The 18,364-nt window shown below is 70.9% G+C and carries 19 protein-coding genes; 8 read left to right on the plus strand and 11 right to left on the minus strand.

The genetic code is table 11. The features are described 5' to 3' along the window. Nucleotides 1–1,101, plus strand: a complete 1,101-nt coding sequence (dapC, locus tag AS850_RS04255) for a succinyldiaminopimelate transaminase (RefSeq protein ID WP_119868008.1) — start codon at nt 1–3, stop codon at nt 1,099–1,101. A gap of 97 nt (nt 1,102–1,198) precedes the next feature. After that, the gene (locus AS850_RS04260; RefSeq protein ID WP_442856898.1) at nt 1,199–2,515 is read left to right on the plus strand and encodes a citrate synthase; all 1,317 of its coding nucleotides are present in this window, start codon (nt 1,199–1,201) and stop codon (nt 2,513–2,515) included. 73 nt (nt 2,516–2,588) lie between these two features. Here the strand turns inward: AS850_RS04260 and dapD are convergent, their stop codons facing one another. Further along, nucleotides 2,589–3,563 (minus strand): 2,3,4,5-tetrahydropyridine-2,6-dicarboxylate N-succinyltransferase, encoded by a 975-nt coding sequence (gene dapD / locus AS850_RS04265; RefSeq protein ID WP_119868009.1) that lies wholly within the window; start codon nt 3,561–3,563, stop codon nt 2,589–2,591. Between the two features lie 90 nt (nt 3,564–3,653). Here dapD and dapE point away from each other — a divergent pair, with 90 nt between their 5' ends. From dapE to AS850_RS04280, 3 genes are all read left to right on the plus strand, one after another. Further along, nucleotides 3,654–4,727 carry a succinyl-diaminopimelate desuccinylase gene (gene dapE / locus AS850_RS04270; RefSeq protein WP_119868010.1) on the plus strand — a complete coding sequence of 358 codons (1,074 nt, stop codon included), beginning with the start codon at nt 3,654–3,656 and terminating at the stop codon, nt 4,725–4,727. Continuing rightward, nucleotides 4,712–5,965 carry a hypothetical protein gene (locus tag AS850_RS04275; RefSeq protein ID WP_236940816.1) on the plus strand — a complete coding sequence of 418 codons (1,254 nt, stop codon included), beginning with the start codon at nt 4,712–4,714 and terminating at the stop codon, nt 5,963–5,965. The genes dapE and AS850_RS04275 overlap by 16 nt, the downstream gene beginning before the upstream one ends. A gap of 82 nt (nt 5,966–6,047) precedes the next feature. Further along, nucleotides 6,048–6,224, plus strand: coding sequence for a DUF3117 domain-containing protein (locus AS850_RS04280; protein ID WP_119868011.1), 177 nt, complete (start codon nt 6,048–6,050; stop codon nt 6,222–6,224). A gap of 166 nt (nt 6,225–6,390) precedes the next feature. On the opposite strand, the gene AS850_RS04285 is transcribed toward AS850_RS04280, so the two are convergent. Then, on the minus strand, nt 6,391–7,017 hold the full coding sequence (locus tag AS850_RS04285) for an O-methyltransferase (RefSeq protein WP_119868012.1): 627 nt from the start codon (nt 7,015–7,017) through the stop codon (nt 6,391–6,393). A gap of 62 nt (nt 7,018–7,079) precedes the next feature. On the opposite strand from AS850_RS04285, the gene AS850_RS04290 reads away from it, so the two are divergent. Further along, nucleotides 7,080–7,487, plus strand: coding sequence for a Sec-independent protein translocase TatB (locus AS850_RS04290; protein ID WP_119868013.1), 408 nt, complete (start codon nt 7,080–7,082; stop codon nt 7,485–7,487). Between the two features lie 47 nt (nt 7,488–7,534). Here the strand turns inward: AS850_RS04290 and AS850_RS04295 are convergent, their stop codons facing one another. The 6 genes from AS850_RS04295 to AS850_RS04320 form a co-directional block, all read right to left on the minus strand. Then, nucleotides 7,535–8,452: a LysR family transcriptional regulator gene (locus AS850_RS04295; protein WP_119868014.1), complete on the minus strand. Its 918-nt coding sequence runs from the start codon at nt 8,450–8,452 to the stop codon at nt 7,535–7,537. Between the two features lie 359 nt (nt 8,453–8,811). Beyond that, the gene (locus tag AS850_RS04300) at nt 8,812–9,957 is read right to left on the minus strand and encodes an Mrp/NBP35 family ATP-binding protein (RefSeq protein WP_119868015.1); all 1,146 of its coding nucleotides are present in this window, start codon (nt 9,955–9,957) and stop codon (nt 8,812–8,814) included. Next, on the minus strand, nt 9,950–10,501 hold the full coding sequence (locus AS850_RS04305; protein WP_119868016.1) for a DUF1003 domain-containing protein: 552 nt from the start codon (nt 10,499–10,501) through the stop codon (nt 9,950–9,952). Before AS850_RS04305 ends, AS850_RS04300 begins: the two co-directional genes overlap by 8 nt. After that, complete coding sequence (locus AS850_RS04310) at nt 10,488–11,810, minus strand: magnesium transporter MgtE N-terminal domain-containing protein (RefSeq protein ID WP_119868017.1); 1,323 nt, start codon at nt 11,808–11,810, stop codon at nt 10,488–10,490. Before AS850_RS04310 ends, AS850_RS04305 begins: the two co-directional genes overlap by 14 nt. 105 nt (nt 11,811–11,915) lie before the next feature. After that, complete coding sequence (locus AS850_RS04315; RefSeq protein WP_119868018.1) at nt 11,916–13,406, minus strand: aminopeptidase P family protein; 1,491 nt, start codon at nt 13,404–13,406, stop codon at nt 11,916–11,918. A gap of 22 nt (nt 13,407–13,428) precedes the next feature. Continuing rightward, on the minus strand, nt 13,429–14,439 hold the full coding sequence (locus tag AS850_RS04320) for an endonuclease/exonuclease/phosphatase family protein (RefSeq protein ID WP_119868019.1): 1,011 nt from the start codon (nt 14,437–14,439) through the stop codon (nt 13,429–13,431). Nucleotides 14,440–14,515: 76 nt separating this feature from the next. On the opposite strand from AS850_RS04320, the gene AS850_RS04325 reads away from it, so the two are divergent. After that, the gene (locus tag AS850_RS04325) at nt 14,516–15,370 is read left to right on the plus strand and encodes a PHP domain-containing protein (protein ID WP_119868020.1); all 855 of its coding nucleotides are present in this window, start codon (nt 14,516–14,518) and stop codon (nt 15,368–15,370) included. Nucleotides 15,371–15,442: 72 nt separating this feature from the next. Here AS850_RS04325 and AS850_RS04330 read toward each other — a convergent pair whose 3' ends face one another. Further along, nucleotides 15,443–16,906, minus strand: a complete 1,464-nt coding sequence (locus AS850_RS04330) for a DEAD/DEAH box helicase (RefSeq protein ID WP_119868021.1) — start codon at nt 16,904–16,906, stop codon at nt 15,443–15,445. Nucleotides 16,907–17,088: 182 nt separating this feature from the next. On the opposite strand from AS850_RS04330, the gene AS850_RS04335 reads away from it, so the two are divergent. Further along, nucleotides 17,089–17,733 (plus strand): ferritin-like fold-containing protein, encoded by a 645-nt coding sequence (locus tag AS850_RS04335; RefSeq protein WP_119870115.1) that lies wholly within the window; start codon nt 17,089–17,091, stop codon nt 17,731–17,733. A gap of 24 nt (nt 17,734–17,757) precedes the next feature. Here the strand turns inward: AS850_RS04335 and AS850_RS04340 are convergent, their stop codons facing one another. Both AS850_RS04340 and AS850_RS04345 read right to left on the minus strand, forming a co-directional pair. Then, nucleotides 17,758–18,057, minus strand: coding sequence for a hypothetical protein (locus AS850_RS04340; protein ID WP_119868022.1), 300 nt, complete (start codon nt 18,055–18,057; stop codon nt 17,758–17,760). Between the two features lie 2 nt (nt 18,058–18,059). Then, nucleotides 18,060–18,284 (minus strand): DUF3107 domain-containing protein, encoded by a 225-nt coding sequence (locus AS850_RS04345; RefSeq protein WP_119868023.1) that lies wholly within the window; start codon nt 18,282–18,284, stop codon nt 18,060–18,062. Nucleotides 18,285–18,364 lie beyond the last annotated feature (80 nt).

The following is an 18,364-nucleotide window of genomic DNA, read 5'->3' on the forward strand; positions in this document are numbered from 1 at the left end:
GTGGCGCTGACGCTTCCCGACTTCCCCTGGGACACCCTGGCGGAGGCCGCCGCGACCGCCAGGAGCCACGACGGCGGCATCGTCGACCTCTCCGTCGGCTCGCCCGTCGACCCCACGCCGGAACTCGTCCGCGCCGCCCTCCGCGACGCCACCGACGCTCATGGCTACCCCCAGGTGGCCGGCACACCTGAGTTGCGCCGAGCGATCGCGTCGTGGTTCTCCCGTCGCCGCTCCGTCGACGGGCTGACCGACGCGAACGTCCTGCCGACCATCGGCTCCAAGGAGCTCATCGCCGGCATGGCCCTCTGGCTCGGCCTCGGCCCGGGTGACACCGTCGTCTACCCGCGGAACGCCTACCCGACCTACGCGCTCGGCGCAGCGCTCGTCGGAGCCACCGCCCTGGCCTCCGACGACCCCGACGAGTGGCCCGCCTCGACGCGACTGGTCTGGCTCAACAGCCCGGGGAACCCCGACGGGCGCGTCCTGTCCGTCGAGGAGATGCGCCGCGCCGTCGAGCGGGCCCGAGAGCTCGGGGCCGTGATCGCCGGAGACGAGTGCTACGCCGAGCTGGGCTGGGAGGGCGAGTGGGCGGACACCCCGACGCCGAGCATCCTGCACCCCTCCGTCGTCGGCGACACCCGTCGCGACGTCGTCTCGGTCTACTCCCTGTCGAAGCAGTCGAATCTCGCGGGCTACCGCGCGGGCTTCGTCGCCGGATGCTCGAGGGTCGTCGGAGAGCTGCTCGCCGTCCGCAAACACGCCGGTCTCATGCCTCCGGCCCCCGTCCAGTCGGCGATGGTCGCGGCTCTCGCCGACGACGAGCACGTCCAGGCGCAGAAGGCCGTCTACCGCTCGCGCCGCGATCGGCTCGGGGCGGCCCTCCGAGGAGCCGGCTTCCGCATCGACCGCAGTGAGGCCGGGCTCTATCTCTGGGCCACCCGCGGCGAGGACGCCTGGGCGACGGTCGCGTGGCTGGCCGAGCGGGGCATCCTCGTCGCCCCCGGCACCTTCTACGGCGACGACGGCGCCGAGCACGTGCGGATCGCCCTCACGACGACCGACGAGCGGATCGACGCGGCCGTGGAGCGACTCCGAGGCTGAGCGGGCGCCGTCGCGCTTTCCGACTCACGGGCGGCCCGGCGGCCCGTTTCGCGGGCTCAGGTGTCGGCGAGCCGTCGGAGCCGATTAGGCTGGGGAGGTGACTGACACTGCCAACGACGCCCAGAAGGCCACGCTGCAGTTCCCCGCAGGGCCGCACGGTCCGGGGGGATTGGCCGAGTTCCCCATCCACGCGAGTACGGAGGGGCCGGGGAGCGTCGACATCTCGACGTTCATGAAGCAGACGGGTCTGACGACCCTCGACGCGGGTTTCGCCAACACGGCCGCCACGCGGAGCGCCATCACCTACATCGACGGTGACGAGGGCATCCTGCGCTACCGGGGCTACCCGATCGAGCAGGTGGCCGCGAACTCCACCTACCTCGAGGTCGCCTGGCTCCTCATCTACGGCTCGCTGCCCACACCCGACGAGCTGGCGTCGTTCGACGCGCGCATCCGCCGTCACACGCTCCTCCACGAAGACCTCCGCCGCTTCTTCGACGCGCTCCCCGCGACGGCCCACCCCATGTCGGTGCTCTCGTCGGCCGTCGGAGCGCTCTCGACGTTCTACGAGTCGTCGATGGACGTCCACGACCCGGAGCAGGTCGAGCTGCAGACGGTGCGGCTCCTCGCGAAGCTCCCCGTCATCGCGGCCTACGCCCACAAGAAGAGCCTGGGGCAGGCCTTCCTCTACCCCGACAACAGCCTGTCGTTCGTCGACAACTTCCTGAAGCTCAACTTCGGCACGATGGCGGAGCCGTACGTCGTCAACCCGGTGCTCTCCAAGGCGCTCGAGCGCCTGCTGATCCTGCACGAGGACCACGAGCAGAACGCCTCGACGTCGACGGTCCGCCTCGTGGGCTCCACCGAGGCGAACATGTACTCGTCGATCTCGGCCGGCATCTCGGCGCTCTACGGTCCGCTGCACGGCGGGGCCAACGAGGCCGTTCTGAAGATGCTCGCCGACATCCGCGACTCCGGCCAGGGCGTGGCGCGCTTCGTCGAGCGCGTGAAGAACAAAGAAGAGGGCGTGAAGCTCATGGGCTTCGGCCACCGGGTCTACAAGAACTACGACCCGCGCGCCAAGCTCGTCAAGGAGAGCGCCGACGAGGTGCTCGCCGCCCTCGGGGTGAAAGACGAACTGCTCGACATCGCGCTGGAGCTCGAGCAGATCGCCCTGGCCGACGAGTACTTCATCTCGCGCCGCCTCTACCCGAACGTCGATTTCTACACGGGCATCATCTACAAGGCCATGGGCTTCCCGCCGCGGATGTTCACGGTGCTCTTCGCCATCGGCCGGCTTCCCGGCTGGATCGCGCACTGGCGGGAGATGAACCTCGACAAGGCGACCAAGATCGGCCGCCCCCAGCAGCTCTACATCGGCGAGACCGCCCGCGACTGGCCCGCGCAGGGCTGAGCCGCCCGGTCACCCGCCCGGCCGGGTGGCGCCGGGGCTGGCGCCGCCCGTCGGGCGCAACCCGACGGCCGCGTCAGGCGTGGAGCTGCTCGTTGAGCGTGACGCCGAAGCCCTTGCGCTGAAGCACCTCGACGGCTCCCGTCAGGGAGTTGCGCCGGAAGAGGAGCCCGGGACGCCCCGAGAGCTCGACGGCCTTGACCGTCTGAGGACGCCCGTCGGTGTGCGCCGCCTGGCCCACGAGGACCACCTTCGTGCCCGCCGTGACGTAGAGGCCCGCCTCCACCACGGTGTCGTCGCCGATCGAGATGCCGACGCCGGAGTTGGCGCCGAGGAGAGCCCGCTGGCCGATCTGGACGCGCTGGGTGCCGCCGCCCGAGAGCGTGCCCATGATCGACGCGCCCCCGCCGATGTCGCTGCCGTCGCCGACGACGACGCCCTGCGAGATCCGGCCCTCGACCATCGAGGCGCCGAGCGTGCCCGCGTTGTAGTTGACGAAGCCCTCGTGCATCACGGTCGTGCCCGGAGCGAGGTGCGCGCCCAGACGGACCCGCGACGCATCCGCGATGCGCACGCGCTCCGGGACGACGTAGTCGAGCAGCCGGGGGAACTTGTCGATGCCGCTGACCGCGATGCCGGCGCGCTGCAGCGTCGGTCGGAGCGCGGTGAGGTCGTCGGGGTGCACCGGGCCCGCGGTGGTCCACGCCACGATGGGCAGGGCCCCGAAGACCCCGTCGAGGTTGATGGTGTTGGGCTTGACGAGGAGGTGGCTGAGCAGGTGCAGCCGCAGGTAGGCGTCGGGGGTGGACGCAGGAGCCGCGGCCAGGTCGATCCGGACCGTCACCGGCTCGAGCCGGACCCGACGACGGGCGTCCTCCCCGGAGAGGGCGTCGACGTCGGCCGGCGCGATGTCGGGGTCGCGGTCGTCGGGAAAGGCGCCGAGGTGCGGCTCGCGGAACCAGGTGTCGAGGACGGTGCCGTCCGAGGCGATCGTCGCGAGGCCGTAGCCCCAGGCGTGCGTGGGGGCGTGGGCGGTGTCGTCGAGGCTCATGAGTACGAGGGTATCGGGGTGCGGTCCACCGTCGGATCAGCCTGTGGACAACTCCGGAACCCCCCGAGAAGCCCCGGCTAGGCTGTCGACATGCCAGCTCTCGACGTCACCGCCACCTCGATCGATCTCACCCGTCAGCTCTGCGACATCGCGTCGGTGTCGGGCGACGAGAAGACCGTCGCCGACGAGATCTGGGCGACCCTGTCGGGCCTTCCGCACCTCGATCTCTTCCGTGACGGAGACGCGATCGTGGCGCGGACGAACCTGGGGCGCGACAAGCGCGTGGTCATCGCCGGTCACATCGACACGGTGCCGATCAACGGCAACGTCCCGACCCGCTCCGAGACGATCGACGGCGTCGACTACCTCTGGGGGCGAGGCACGGTCGACATGAAGGCGGGCTGCGCCGTCGCGCTCAAGCTCGCCGTCGAGGTCACCGATCCCGTGGTCGACATCACCTGGGTCTGGTACGACCACGAGGAGGTCTCCGACGCTCTCAACGGGCTCGGCCGTCTCTCGCGACTCCACCCCGAGACCCTCGCGGCCGACTTCGCCATCCTGATGGAGCCGAGCAACTCCAGCGTCGAGGGCGGCTGCAACGGCAACCTCCGCGCCGAGATCCGCACCCGGGGCCTGCGGTCGCACAGCGCCCGCTCCTGGATCGGCGAGAACGCGATCCACAGGGCGGCGCCCATCCTCGACGCGCTGGCCGCCTACGAGCCGCGCTCCGTCGAGGTCGACGGCCTCGTGTACCGCGAGGGACTCAACGCGGTCGGTATCACCGGCGGGGTCGCGGGCAACGTGATCCCCGACGAGTGCATGGTCCACATCAACTACCGCTTCGCCCCCAGCCGGAGCGCCGAGGAGGCCGTCGCCCACATCCAGGAGCTCTTCGGCGACTACGAGGTCGAGATCGTCGACCTGGCCCAGGGGGCCCGTCCGGGTCTCGACGCCCCGCTGGCCCAGCAGTTCCTCGCGGCGGTCGGCGGCGAGGCCAAGCCGAAGTACGGCTGGACCGACGTCGCGCGCTTCGCCGGCCTCGGCATCCCGGCGGTCAACTACGGCCCGGGCGACCCTCAGAAGGCGCACGCCGACGACGAGCGGGTCGCGCTGCACCAGATCACCGACTGCGAGCGCGGACTCCGGGCGTGGCTGACGGCCTGATCACGCGAAGCCCTCCCGAGAACGCCCGGGAGGAGGGCCTCCGCGACACTCTTCCGGCGCGCATCCGACTCGGCTATCGGCTGACGCCCTGGTGGGTGCGCGTGCTCGTCGTCTTCGGGCTCTCCCGGATCGTCAGCACGGTCTTCCTCCTGGGCTTCGCGCGGGTCCAGCAGATGAACCCGTGGACCCTGTCCAGCCCCGACTACGGCTCCTACGCCAAGATCTGGGACGGCACGTGGTACGAGATCGTCGCGCAGAGCGGGTACCCGAGCATCCTGCCGTTCACCGTCGACGGTCACGTCGGGCAGAACGCGTGGGCGTTCCTCCCGCTGTACCCGGCGCTGATCCGCGGGCTCATGGTCCTCACCGGCGCGGCGTTCGCGCCGGTGGCCGTGTTCGTCTCCCTCGTGGCGGCCGCGGGAGCCGCGCTCGTGATCTACCGCCTGCTGAGGCGGTTCCTGCCCGAGGGCTCCTCGCTCTTCGCCATCCTCCTCTTCTGCGTGGCGCCCCTGTCGCCCCTGTACCAGGTGGCGTACGCCGAGTCGCTCTTCCTGCTCCTGCTCGCGACCGCGCTGCTCCTGCTCCTCCAGCGGCGCTACTGGTCGATGCTCGCGGTGATCGCCGTCGCCGCCTTCACCCGGCCCGGTGTGGTCGCCTTCGCCCTGGCCCTCGCTCTCTACGGCGTCGTTCGCTGGGTGCGGCGGGAAGACGAGCCGTTCCCGCGTCGTGAGCGTGTCACCGTCGCCGTGACCGCGGTGGCGTCCGGGCTCCTGGGGTTCGCGTGGCCCGCCATCGCCGCCCTGGCCACGGGGCGCCTGAGCGCCTACACCGACACGGAGCTCTCGTGGCGCGCCGACTACATCGGGTACGGGGAGCTGTTCCCGTTCGCCTCGTGGGTGCAGGGGGCGAACTGGTGGTTCCCGGGCGGATCGGGGCTCCTGTTCCTCGGGGTGACGCTGGTGCTCTTCGCGCTGTTCCTCGTGTCGCCGTGGGTGCGACGGATGCCCGTCGAACTCCGCCTCTGGGTCGTCGCCTACTCCGTCTACCTCCTGGCCGTGTTCTTCCCGCAGTCGAGCACGTTCCGGGTGCTGATGCCCCTCTTCCCCCTGCTGGGTGCGCTCGCCGTTCCACGGTCGAGGCTGTTCCGGGTGGGTCTCGTCCTCGTCTGCGTCGCGGGCCAGTGGATCTGGCTCTATGCCTGCTGGTGGGTGAACGGCGCCGACTGGACTCCACCGTGATCCGGCTGTCGGAGCCCGCGTTTAGGGGTTCGCGAACAAATCACGGATAATAGGAATGAGCATTCCGCGAAAGGGGACAATCATGGCAGCCATGAAGCCGAGGACCGGCGACGGACCAATGGAGGCCGTCAAGGAGGGTCGGCTCATCATCGTTCGAGTTCCGCTCGAGGGTGGAGGGCGCCTCGTGGTGTCAGTCAACGACGACGAAGCCAAGGAGCTTCACGACGCCCTCGCGGGTGTCGTGTCCGCAGCCTCCTGACGTCTCGAAACGCCCCGTCCGTGCACGCTCGTCGTGCCGGGCGGGGCGTTTCGTCTGTCCGGGGGGTACGCCCGTGACGAGACTCCACGACACGCCACTCACGTTCGCCGATAGGTGCACATCGTGGAGTCCCGGCGAGCCGAGACGCCCGATCGCGGCCGACCCGTCAGCGCTTGACGAGCTGCAGGAGCCCGTCTCCGGCCGTCGACAGCGAGCTGATCACCGCGGGCGACGTCGACACCTCCGTGAGAAGCGTGCGGAAACCCGTCGTGACCGGCTCCCGCGCCGCAGGATTCGCGACCCGACCGTTCCAGAGGGCGTGGGCGACGAGGACGACGCCGCCGGTCCGGGCCAGACGGAGCCCGTGCTCGACGTACTCGATGACGCCCTCCGGGTCGGCGTCCACCAGGACGACGTCGTAGGAGTTCTCGTTCATCCGCGGAAGGACATCGGCGGCCCGCCCGGTGATGAGGCGGACGCGGTTCGCGGGGACGCCGGCGAGGGCGAACGTCTCGCGGGCGGCCTGCTGGTGATCGATCTCGACGTCGATGGAGGTCAGCGTGGCCTCCGGCGCTCCCTGCAGGAGCCACAGGCCCGAGACACCGAGGCCCGTCCCGATCTCGATCATGCTCTTGGCCCCGATGAGGGCGGTCGTGACGGCGAGCTGCGCTCCGACGCCGGGAGACACGGTCTCGACCCCGGCTTCGAGGGAGTGCTGGCGGGCGAGACCGATGGCGTCGCTCTCGGTGACCAGTTCTTCGGCGAACTTCCAACTGGACTCTTTGTGTGGCACTCTCACTCCTCGTCGGTCAACTCTAGGGGCAGGATCGGCCCGGAACGGGTTAGTCTTCTCACGTGTTCGAATCCTTCGACAAGCTCTTCGTGGTGGCGATCATCGCCGTGCTCCTCCTGGGGCCGACGAGGCTGCCCGTCTACGCGCAGAAACTCGCCCAGCTTGTGAAGACGGTCCGCGCCATGGCGGACAGCGCCCGGGGCCGCATGCGCGAGGAGATGGGCGACGATTACGTCGACGTCGACTGGCAGAAGCTCGATCCCCGGCAGTACGACCCCCGGCGCATCATCCGAGATGCCCTCCTCGAGGATCCCGCGCCCGCGCTGGCGACCCCGGCCGCGGCCGATGCCGGTGCCGCGACAGCCGGCGCCGTGACGGTCGGCCTCGCGTCGGAGGCGACGGACGCGCCGCGCGTGCCGCTGCGGCTCGCGATCGGTGAGGCGCCCCCGTACGACAACGAGGCCACCTAGAGCGTCCCGCACGCTCCCACCCGAGGAGCGAGCCTGCCGTCGAGCCCTCAGACGGCTCCGTGGAGTGCGGCGACGCGAGACGCCTCGGCGCGGAGCGCGTCGACGACGCGGCGGACCGACGGCCGCTCCGCACGATCCGGCCGCATCAGCACCGAGAGGTGTCTGACGGCCCGGATCCCCTCGACGGGAATGACGACCATGTCGTCGCGCGCCCCCTTGGAGGTGAATCGCGGCAGGACGGCGATCCCGAGGCCCGCGCCGACGAGCGCCTCGGTGATGCGGGTGTCGCTGAAACGCTGCGCGATGCGCGGCGCCGTGCCGGTCAGCCGCTCGATCTCGCGGTAGACCCAGTCGTACGGGTACCCGGCGGGCACCCCGATCCAGGTCTCGCCCTCGAGGTCCGCGAGCGAGAGCCAGGCTCGACCCGCGAGTCGGTGGTCGGCCGGAAGCGCGATGTCGAGAGGCTCCCTCAGCAGCGGCACGGTGGTGAGCCCGCGCCCTCGCCAGCTGCGCGCACCGTCGGGCGAGTGGGCCACGACGACGTCGAAGTCGCCCGTAAGATCGGCGAACTGCAGGGTCGCAGGATCATGGTCCGTCGCGTGCACGACGAGGCCCGGGGTCTCGGCCACGGTCCTGAGGAGCCCGGGGAGGAGCATTTGCCCCGCCGTGGGGAAGATGGCCACGCTGACCTCTCCCTGGGGTGCGACGACGAAGTCGTCCCAGACGGCCTGCGCGCGCTCCAGGGCCACGGCCACATCGGTGGCGGTCTGCGCGAGGACGCGCCCCGACCCGGTGAGGGCGAGCCCGCGTCCCCGGCGCTCGGTGAGGGGCGTCCCCGCTTCGCGCTCCAGGATCTTCAGCTGCTGTGACACGGCGGAGGGGGTGCGGTGCGTGGCCTTCGCCACGGCCGCGACGCTGCCTCGCTCGGCGAGCTCCCGGAGCAGTTCCAGACGTCGAACATCCATGTAGTAAAACTACACGATCACTGAAGAAGCATGAGATTGTTCTTTGCAATGGACAGGCGGATACTGGATATCACAGCCGGTCACCACCGGTTGCGTCATCACCAGCAGAAACAGACACGACCATGATCATCGGATTCGGAATCCTCGCTCTCGCAGCCATCGCCGGCATCGCCGGCACCATCGTCAGCACCGCGCACGACGGCTACCGCCAGGTGCCCACGCGCAGCTTCGACCGCTGACAGCGCGCCGCCCCGGCGGCACCCCCGACCGGCGACCCTCGTCTCGACGAGTGGTCGCCGCCGTGCGTTAAGGCGAGTCGACGGCCCGAGACCCGAGCGGCCCGAGACCCGGGCGGGCCGTCAGCCGACGCTGAGCCCGAGCTTCCGGCCGGCCAACCCGCGGCGCCTCACGGCGAGCTTGCCCGCCAGGGCCTCGATCGCCACGGCCGCCGGGTCGTCCGGGTGTCCGACCACGATCGGGATTCCTGCGTCGCCGCCCTCTCGGAGGCCGATGCTCAGCGGGACGCTCGCGAGCAACTCGACTGGCGACTCCTGCCCGCGTGAGAGCCGGCGCGCCGCCTCGGCGCCGCCGCCGGAACCGAAGAGGTCGAGCACCGACCCGTCGGCCTGGGGAAGACCCGCCATGTTCTCGACGACGCCCAGGAGGCGCTGTCCCGTCTGCCGCGCGACGAGGCCGGAGCGCTCGGCGACATCGGCCGCGGCCGGCTGGGGCGTGGTCACGACGAGGACCTCGGCGTTCGGCAGGAGCTGGCCGACCGAGATCGCGACGTCGCCCGTGCCGGGCGGGAGGTCGAGCAGGAGCACGTCGAGGTCGCCGAAGTAGACGTCGGTGAGGAATTGCTGGATGGTCCGGTGGAGCATCGGGCCACGCCAGGCGACGGCCGTCGAGGTGTCGTCGACGAACATCCCGATGGAGATGACCTTCACGCCGTGGGCGACGGGCGGCAGGATCATGTCGTCCACCTGCGTCGGTTTCACGGCCCGGCCCTCCGCGTCCACGAGCCCCAGGAGCCCCGGGATGGAGAACCCGTAGACGTCGGCGTCGACGATGCCGACGCGCAACCCCCGACCGACGAGAGCCACGGCGAGGTTCGCCGTCACCGTCGACTTGCCCACGCCGCCCTTGCCGCTCGTCACGGCGTAGACGCGCGTGAGGGAGTCGCCGTCGAACGGCATGGTGCGTGCGGCTCGTCCGCCGCGCAGTTTCTCGGTGAGGGCGCTGCGCTCCTCGCGGGTCATCACCGTGACGTCGACGGTGACGCCGGTGACTCCTGCGACCCCCGCGGCGGCCTTGCGCACGTCGCGCTCGATGGTGTCGGCGGCGGGGCAGCCGACGATCGTGAGCTTGACACCGACGGTGGCGTGGCCGGAGGCGTCGACGCGGACGTCGCCGACCATGTCGAGCTCGGTGACGGGTTTCCGGATCTCGGGGTCGATGACGCGGTTCAGAGCGTCGCGGACGAGTGCGGCGACGTCGTCAGCCACGCGTCGACCCCCGGGAGATCGCCCCGTCGCGCGAGGTCGGGCCCGAGGGGTCGCGCCGATCGAGGTCCTCGAGGAGCGAGCGGAGCTCGTCGCGGATGAAGTCCTTCGAGGCCATGTCCTTGATGGCGAGTCGCAGCGCCACCACCTCGCGAGCGAGGTACTCGGTGTCCGCGAGGTTCCGCTCGGCCCGCTGGCGGTCCTGCTCGAACTGGACGCGGTCGCGGTCGTCCTGGCGGTTCTGGGCCAGCAGGATGAGGGGCGCGGCGTACGAGGCCTGCAGGGACAGCACCAGGGTCAGGACCGTGTAGCCGTTCGCCTGAGAGTCGAACCGGACGGCCACGGGCGCGACCGTGTTGTAGGTGATCCAGACGACGCAGAAGAGGGTGAGGGCGATGAGGAAGTACGGCGTCCCCATCCCGCGGGCGATCGCCTCGGTCGCGCGACCGAAGCTGTCGCGACTCGGCCCGGTCCGCCCGGGGAGGACGCGGACGCGGAGGCCCTTGGGGGAGTCGAGACGGACGTCGTTGCGGCTATCGCGTGCCATTGGTCGTCCTCCTTCCGGTGCTGGTCGCGGGGGCTCTTCTGATGCGGGTGCGGGTTCGGCCCAGGGGTTGCTCGGGATCCTGGCTTCGCCAGTCTTCGGGCAGCACGTGGTCGAGGACGTCGTCGATGGTCACCACCCCGACCAGTCGATGGTTGTCGTCGACGACCGGCACGGACACGAGGTTGTACGTCGCCATGACGCGCGTGACCTCGAGCGCCGAGGCACCGACGTTGACCGGTTCGAGCTGCTGGTCGAGCAGGGTGCCCAGCCGCTCGTTGGGCGGGTACCGGAGCATCCGCTGGAAGTGGACCATGCCGAGGAACCGGCCGGTCGGGGGCTCGTAGGGCGGGAGCACGACGCAGACCGCGGCGCCGAGGGCGGGGGCGATCTCGTGTCGCCGGATCATGGCGAGTCCCTCCGCGACCGTCGCGTCGCCCGACACGATGACGGGCTCGGTGGTCATCAGACCGCCGGCCGTGTCGGCGTCGTAGCTGAGGAGCATGCGGACGTCTTCGGCCTCTTCGGGCTCCATGAGGCCCAGGAGCGCCTCTCCGCGCTCCTCCGAGAGCTGGGCGATCAGGTCGGCCGCGTCGTCGGGCTGCATCTGGTCGAGGACGTCCGCCGCGCGGTCGTCCTGAAGGCGGTTCAGGATGGAGACCTGCTCGTCTTCGGGCATCTCCTCGAGGACGTCGGCGAGGCGGTCGTCGCTCAACTCCTCGGCCACCTCGTAGCGGCGCTCGGCGGAGAGATCGAGGAGCGTGTTCGCCAGGTCGGCGGGCAGGAGGTCGGCGTAGGCCGCGATGACGTGCTCGGCGCTCTGGGCCTCGCCCGCGCGAGCGGCGTCCTCGTCGACGTCGCTCCAGGCGGCGAAGATGGTGGCGCCCTTGCCGAAGGGGGAGGGGCTGGTGCGGGGCTTGCGGAGGAAGACCTGGCCGACGACCCATTCGCCGCCGTCGGTCTCCTCGATGGCGACGTCCTCGATCGTGCCGCGAGACGCGTCGTGTCGGAGGGTGACCTTCCGCCCGAGGAGCTCGGCGATCACGCGCACCTCGCCTCCGCGCTGCTCGAAGCGGCGGAGCGTGACGGTGCCGGTCGTGATGATCTGCCCGGATCCGATGCTCGTGACGCGGCCGATGCTCACGAAGACGCGGCGCTTGCCCGGAACCTCGACGACGAAGCCCACCACGCGGGGCGACTCGTCGCGGCGGTAGACCACCAGGACGTCGCGCACTTTGCCGACCCGATCGCCCGCGGGGTCGAAAACGGAGCACCCGGCAAGACGGGCGACGAAGACTCTCGTGGCGCTCACGTGATCAATTTAGCCTGTGCGGCTGACCGGCCGCGACAGCGACGGCGAGCGACGACGGCGAGCGGCGACGGCGAGCGGCGGCTACGACCGGCGGCGGCTGCAGGATCAGCGCCGACCGGCCACCCAGTCCTCGACGTCCGCTGCCGTGCGGGGGATCGCGATCGAGAGGTTCTCGGCACCGTCGGCGGTCACGAGGATGTCGTCCTCGATGCGCACGCCGATGCCGCGGAACTCCTCGGGCACGGTGAGGTCGTCCGGCTGGAAGTAGAGGCCGGGCTCGATCGTGAAGACCATGCCGGGCTCGACGACGCCGTCGAGATAGAGGTCGCGCCGGGCGGCCGCGCAGTCGTGCACGTCGAGACCGAGGTGGTGGCTGGTGCCGTGGACCATGTAGCGGCGGTGGTACTGGCGCTCCGGCTGGATCGACTCCGCGGCCGAGACGGGCAGGAAACCCCACTCGGCCGTCTTCTCGGCGATGACCGCCATGGCCGTCGCGTGGATCTCGCGGAAGCGGATGCCCGGCTTGACGATCGCGAAGGCCGCGTCGGCCGCTTCCAGCACGGCGTCGTAGACGAGTCGCTGCACGTCGCTGAAGCGACCGGAGACGGGCAGGGTGCGGGTGATGTCGGCGGTGTAGAGGCTGTCGAGCTCGATGCCGGCGTCGATCAGGATGAGGTCGCCGGGGGAGACGGTGCCGTCGTTCCTCGTCCAGTGCAGGATGCACGCGTGCTCGCCCGACGCCGCGATGGTGTCGTACCCGACCGCGTTGCCGTCCGCCCGAGCGCGTCGGTTGAACGTGCCCTCCACGAGCCGCTCGCCGCGCGGATGCGCGAGGACCTCGGGGAGGTCCGCGATCACGTCGTCGAAGCCCCGCTGCGTGGCCGCCACGGCGAGACGCATCTCGGCGATCTCGAACGGGTCCTTGACCAGGCGCAGCTCGCTGAGGTCGCGGGTCAGGGTGTCGCTGGCGGCGGCGCGGTCGGCCACGGTGTCGAGGGTCTCCGATCCGGGGCGCTCGTCGACGAGGGCGTCGACGCGCCGGGTGAGGTCGGGGTCGGCGTCGCGCACGAGGAGCGTGTCGGCGTCGGCGACGCCCACCATCGCCTCGAAGTCGGCCAGGTCGCGCGTCTCGAGGCCGAGGTCGGCGCCGACCTGGACGAGCGATGGGCGCGGTCCGATCCAGAACTCCCCGATCTCCGGGTTCGCGTAGAACTCGTCGGAGTCGCGGCCGGCGCTGGCACGGAAGTACAGGGTGGCCTCGTGGCCGTCGGCCGTGGGCTCGAGGACCAGCACCGATCCGGGCACCGTGTCGGAGCCCCATCCGGTCAGGTGCGAGAACGCCGCGTGCGCGCGGAACGGGTAGTCGGTGTCGTTCGATCGGACCTTCGTCTGCCCGGCGGGGACGACGAGGCGCTTGCCCGGGTGGAGGGCGGAGAGACGCGAACGCCGTTCCAGCGCGAAGGCGGACTGCTCCCGCGGCGTCACCGCCTCGTCGGGGCGCTCGGCCCACTGCGTGGAGATGTAGTCCTTGAAGACGTCGGAACCCGGCGTCGTGGAACGGTTGGAGGTGGCGCGGGGAGCCTGCGAATCAGCCATGCCCCCATTATCGCCCCGGAGCCTACGACGTCGGGGTCAGCTGCGCGACGACGGGGCGGTGATCGCTCCCCGCGCCGTCCTCCGACGTGATCACGCGCATCCCGCTGACCCGCCAGTCGACGGTCGCCATCACGTGATCGATCGGGGTCCCGACGAGCGTCGGGACGTTCGTCGGCCAGGTCCCGACCCCCGCGCTACCGGCCGCCTTCGCCGCGTCGCGGCACTTGCCGAGGGCGTCGCTCTTCGAGCCGAGTCCGGCCTGGTGGTCGAGAGTCGAATTGAAGTCGCCGGCCATGATCATGTTCTCGCCCGAGCAGAGCTTCGCCAGGTAGGAGAGGTCGGAGCGCCACTCGGCCATGTAGGCCTTGACGGGCGCGACCGGGTGGACGGCGACGATGACGGGTCCGGTGCCGTCCTCGGGGCGGGCGACGACGGTGGGCAGGATCTTCGTCGTCTCGGCTCCGCTCTCCATCCCGTAGCGGCCCAGCTTCGACGAGACGAGCAGCGACGTCGAGTCGGCGGGGGAGAGCTGGTCGTACGCCAGCGTCAGCACGGTCATCGTGATCCCGGACTTCTTCAAGAGCGCGGCGACCTGGTCGGCCGTCGCCTTGCGGGTCTCCGGCAGGCTGACGATGTCGGCGTGCGTCGACGCGGCCAGCTCGGCGATGGCCGCGGCTCCGGGGGCCCCGCCCTTGGTGTTCCAGGCGAGGACGGTGACGTCGCCGGCGTCTTTAGCGCGGAACTTCGTGCCGCCGAGCCCGCGCTCGACGACCACCCCGCCCGTGACGGCTGCGAACACCACGAGGAGGACGGCGACGGCCGCGAGGAAGCGCCTGAGCGGTCGGATGACGATGCCGGCGAAGAGGAACACGATCGTCAGGACGACGGCCACGGCCGCCAGAGCACCCCGGAAGGCGACCGCCTGCGCCACGACGTACTCGCGCTGGAACCCGAGGCCCTGGGGGTAGACCGCGACGAAGAGCGCCGCCGCGATGGCGAGCAGCAGGAGGAAGGAGACGAGTCGGCGAAGCACGGTGCGACGAGCATAGGGGAGAGCGGGCCACCCGTGCCTGAACGAGTCGTGACGGGCCGGGTCATACGATGGACGAATGACCTCCGGCCCCATCGACCTGCACACGCACAGCAGCGTGTCGGACGGGACCGAGACTCCCGGCGACCTGGTCGCCTCCGCCGTCCGCGCGGGGCTCGGCGTCGTCGCCCTGACCGACCACGACAGCACGACGGGCTGGCAGGAGGCGGCGGCCGCGGTCCGGGGGACGGGCTTGACGTTCGTCCCCGGGATGGAGCTCTCGACCCGGATCGGGCCGATGAGCGTCCACATGCTGGCCTACCTCTTCGATCCGACCTCGCCCTCGCTCGTCCGCGAGACGGAGCGGCTCCGGAGCGACCGGCTCCACCGTGCGGAGCGGATGGTGTCCCGGATCGCCCGCGACTACGACATCACGTGGGACGACGTCCTCGCCCAGGCGACGGTCGGGGCCACGCTCGGCCGCCCGCACATCGCCGACGCCCTCGTCGCCCGGGGGTACGCCCGAGACAGGAGCGCGGCCTTCGCGGGCATCCTGCACTGGCGGAGCGGCTACTACGAACCGCACGAGGCGCCCAGCCCCCTGACGGGCGTGCAGCTCATCCGCGAGGCCGGGGGAGTGCCGGTCCTCGCGCATCCGGCGACCCGCGGTCGGGAGCCGAGCATTCCGCAGACGCACCTGCTCGAGCTGATCGAGGCGGGGCTCGGAGGCGTCGAGGTCCACCACCGCGACAACACGGACCCCGGCAGCGCCCGCCTCGCGGAGATCGCCCGGCGCCACGACCTCATCATGACCGGATCGAGCGACTACCACGGTGCGGGCAAGCCCAACCGGCTCGCGGAGAACTCGACCGCGCCCGACCAGCTCCAGCGGATCGTCGACCAGGCGACCGGGTCCGTGATCGTCGTCGGCTGAGACCTCCCCGGTCGCTCGCCGGAGACGACGATGCGCCCCTCGCCGGGCGGCGGGGGCGCATCGAGACGGACGTCAGGAGTCGCTGGGCTGGGCCTGACCCGCTTCACCGGCGGGACGACGACGGCGGTTGCGGCTGCGCTTCCGCGGAGCGCCGGAGGCGTCGCCCTCGGCGGCGGCACCGACGGCCGGCGCTGCGGCGGCCTCGCGGGGACGCTGGTCGCCCGAGCTCTCGCCGGTTCGGCCCTCTCCCGATCGCGGGCGGTTGCGGTTGCGCGAACCGGTGCTGCCGGTGCCGCCTGCGCTGCGGCCCGCCGGAGCGGTGCTGCGCGCCGGAGCGGCCTCGCGCGACGTCGGCTTGAGGCGTCCGCGCGTGCCCTCGGGGATGTCGAGGTCGGCGAAGAGGTGCGGGCTGGACGAGTACGTCTCGACGGGCTCCGGGATGTTCATCTCGAGAGCCCGGTTGATGAGCGCCCACTTGTGCAGGTCGTCCCAATCGACGAAGGTGACCGCGATGCCGGTCTTGCCCGCGCGGCCGGTGCGGCCGGCGCGGTGCAGGTAGGTGTCGTGGTCGTCCGGCACGGTGTGGTTGATCACGTGCGTGACGTCGTTGACGTCGATGCCGCGGGCGGCGACGTCGGTCGCGATCAGGATGTCCTTCTTGCCCGCCTTGAAGGCGGCCATGGCGCGCTCGCGCTGCTCCTGGTTGAGGTCGCCGTGCACGGCGGCAGCGTTGAAGCCGCGGTCGTTGAGCTCCTCGACGAGCTTGGCGGCGGCGCGCTTCGTCCGCGTGAAGATGACGGTCCGGCCGCGACCCTCGGCCTGCAGAATGCGCGCGATGACCTCGTCTTTGTCGAGGTTGTGCGCTCGGTAGACGACGTGCTTGATGTTCGCCTGTGTGAGACCCTCGTCGGGGTCGGTCGCGCGGATGTGGATCGGCTTCGACATGAAGCGGCGGGCCAGGGCGACGATCGGCCCGGGCATCGTCGCCGAGAAGAGCATCGTGTGGCGGGTCGCCGGCGTCATGGCGAAGATCTTCTCGATGTCGCCGAGGAAGCCGAGGTCGAGCATCTTGTCGGCCTCGTCGAGGACGACCTCGGTGACCTGCTTGATGTCGAGGAGTCGCTGACCGGCGAGGTCGAGGAGGCGGCCCGGCGTTCCGACAACGATCTGCGCGCCGGCCTTGAGCTGCTCGACCTGGCCCTCGTAGGCCTTGCCCCCGTAGATCGACACGACCTTGGTGTCGGGGCGGTTGGCGGTCGCGACCTGGAGGTCCTCCGTCACCTGCACGCAGAGCTCGCGCGTCGGGACGACGACGAGCACCTTGACGCCCGGCGCCGGATGGAGGCCGATCCGCTGGATGATCGGGAGGCCGAAGCCGAAGGTCTTGCCGGTGCCGGTCTTGGCCTGGCCGATGATGTCCTGGCCGGCGAGGGCGAGGGGGATGGTCTGGTTCTGGATCGGGAAGGGTTCGATGATGCCCTTCGCCGCCAGAGCGTCGACCATGTCCTGGTCGATCGAAAGGTCGCTGAATGTCACGTATGGCCCACGTCTCGTGTATAGGGGTAAGCCGCCAGTTTAGCCGCACGGGGCGAACCGACCGCCCTGCCCCTCCCGGCGGGACCCTCTAAGGTGGTGCCGTGCTGTCATGGAGGGCCTTCCGGGCGAGACGATCCGCGCCGAAGAACCCGCGTCCGCGGGTTTCGTCTCGGCCCCTCGTGGTGAGCCGCGTCGAGCTCGGCGACTTCACGCCCGACCTCGACGTCTACCTCGGTCAGGCCGCTTACCTCCAGCTCGCACTCTTCGAATCCCTCGGTCGCGCGGCGAGCATCGCGCCCAGCACGCGCGCCAAGGCCCTCACCGGTCTCATCGCGACCTCGACCCTGGAACGGCACCGAGGGCTCCTGCGCGAGATCGAGCGCTCGGGCGGCGACCCCGCCGACCTGATGCAGCCCCACCGCTCGGTCATCGACGACTTCCAGCGGCGGACGGGCGGCGGCGACTGGTACGAGACGATCCTCGCGACCTACGTCGCGGCCGGCCTCCTCGACGACGTCTTCTCGCGCCTGACGGCGGGTCTTCCGGCCGACTACCGCGACCGCGTCGTCGAGATCCTCGAGAGCGACGCCGAGGTCGACGAGGCCGAGATCGTCGCCGAGCTGTCTCTGGCGATCGGCGCCGATCCGAGACTCGCCTCGCGGCTCGCCCTCTGGGGCAGGAGGCTCGTGGGAGACACCCTCCTCGTCGCGCGCGCCGCCATCTCGGCCTCGCACCAGTCGGCCGACGACGAGCGGTTGGAGCCCGTGTTCACCGAGCTGATCGCCGCTCACACGCGACGGATGGACGCCCTCGGCCTGACCGCCTAGCGGTCGGCGGCGTCCGTCGGGCGGCTAGGCCGTCTCGCCGCGGAGCAGCCGCTCGTAGAGGTCGCGGTCGGCGGCCTCGCGTCGACGGGACGTGATGCGGGCCACGGCGACGGCGGTGAGCCCGGCGACGGCGAGATCGATCACCCAGATCCAGCCCCCACCGGGCGTGAGACCCGCCCAGAGGAGGACCTCCCACACCACGATCGCGGCGCAGGTGGACCAGCCGGCGACCCAGAGCGCCCCGCGGGTCGGCAGACCGGGCAGGGCGAAGTGGGCGATGAGGCCGAGCAGTGCGCCGCCGAGGGCGGCGAACAGGAGCTCCACGACTAGCTGACGAAGCCGACGCGGCCGCGCTCTTCGCTGCCGACCTCGACGTAGGCGACGCCCGCGGTCGGGACGAGGAAGACCTTGCCCTTGGTGTCCTTCAAAGTGAAGTAGGACTTACCGGAGTCGAGGGCGTCGGCGACGACCTTCTCCACCTCGGCCGGCGTCTGAGCCGACTCGAACGAGATCTCACGGGGGCTGTTGGTGATACCGATGCGAATGTCCACGAGGTCGACGATAACCGACTCGACCGCCGACCGCCGACACGTTCACTCACGGCAGAAGAGGGGGGCGCCGCGCTCGATGT

This window comes from Frondihabitans sp. 762G35, assembly GCF_002074055.1.
GTDB lineage: Bacteria > Actinomycetota > Actinomycetes > Actinomycetales > Microbacteriaceae > Frondihabitans.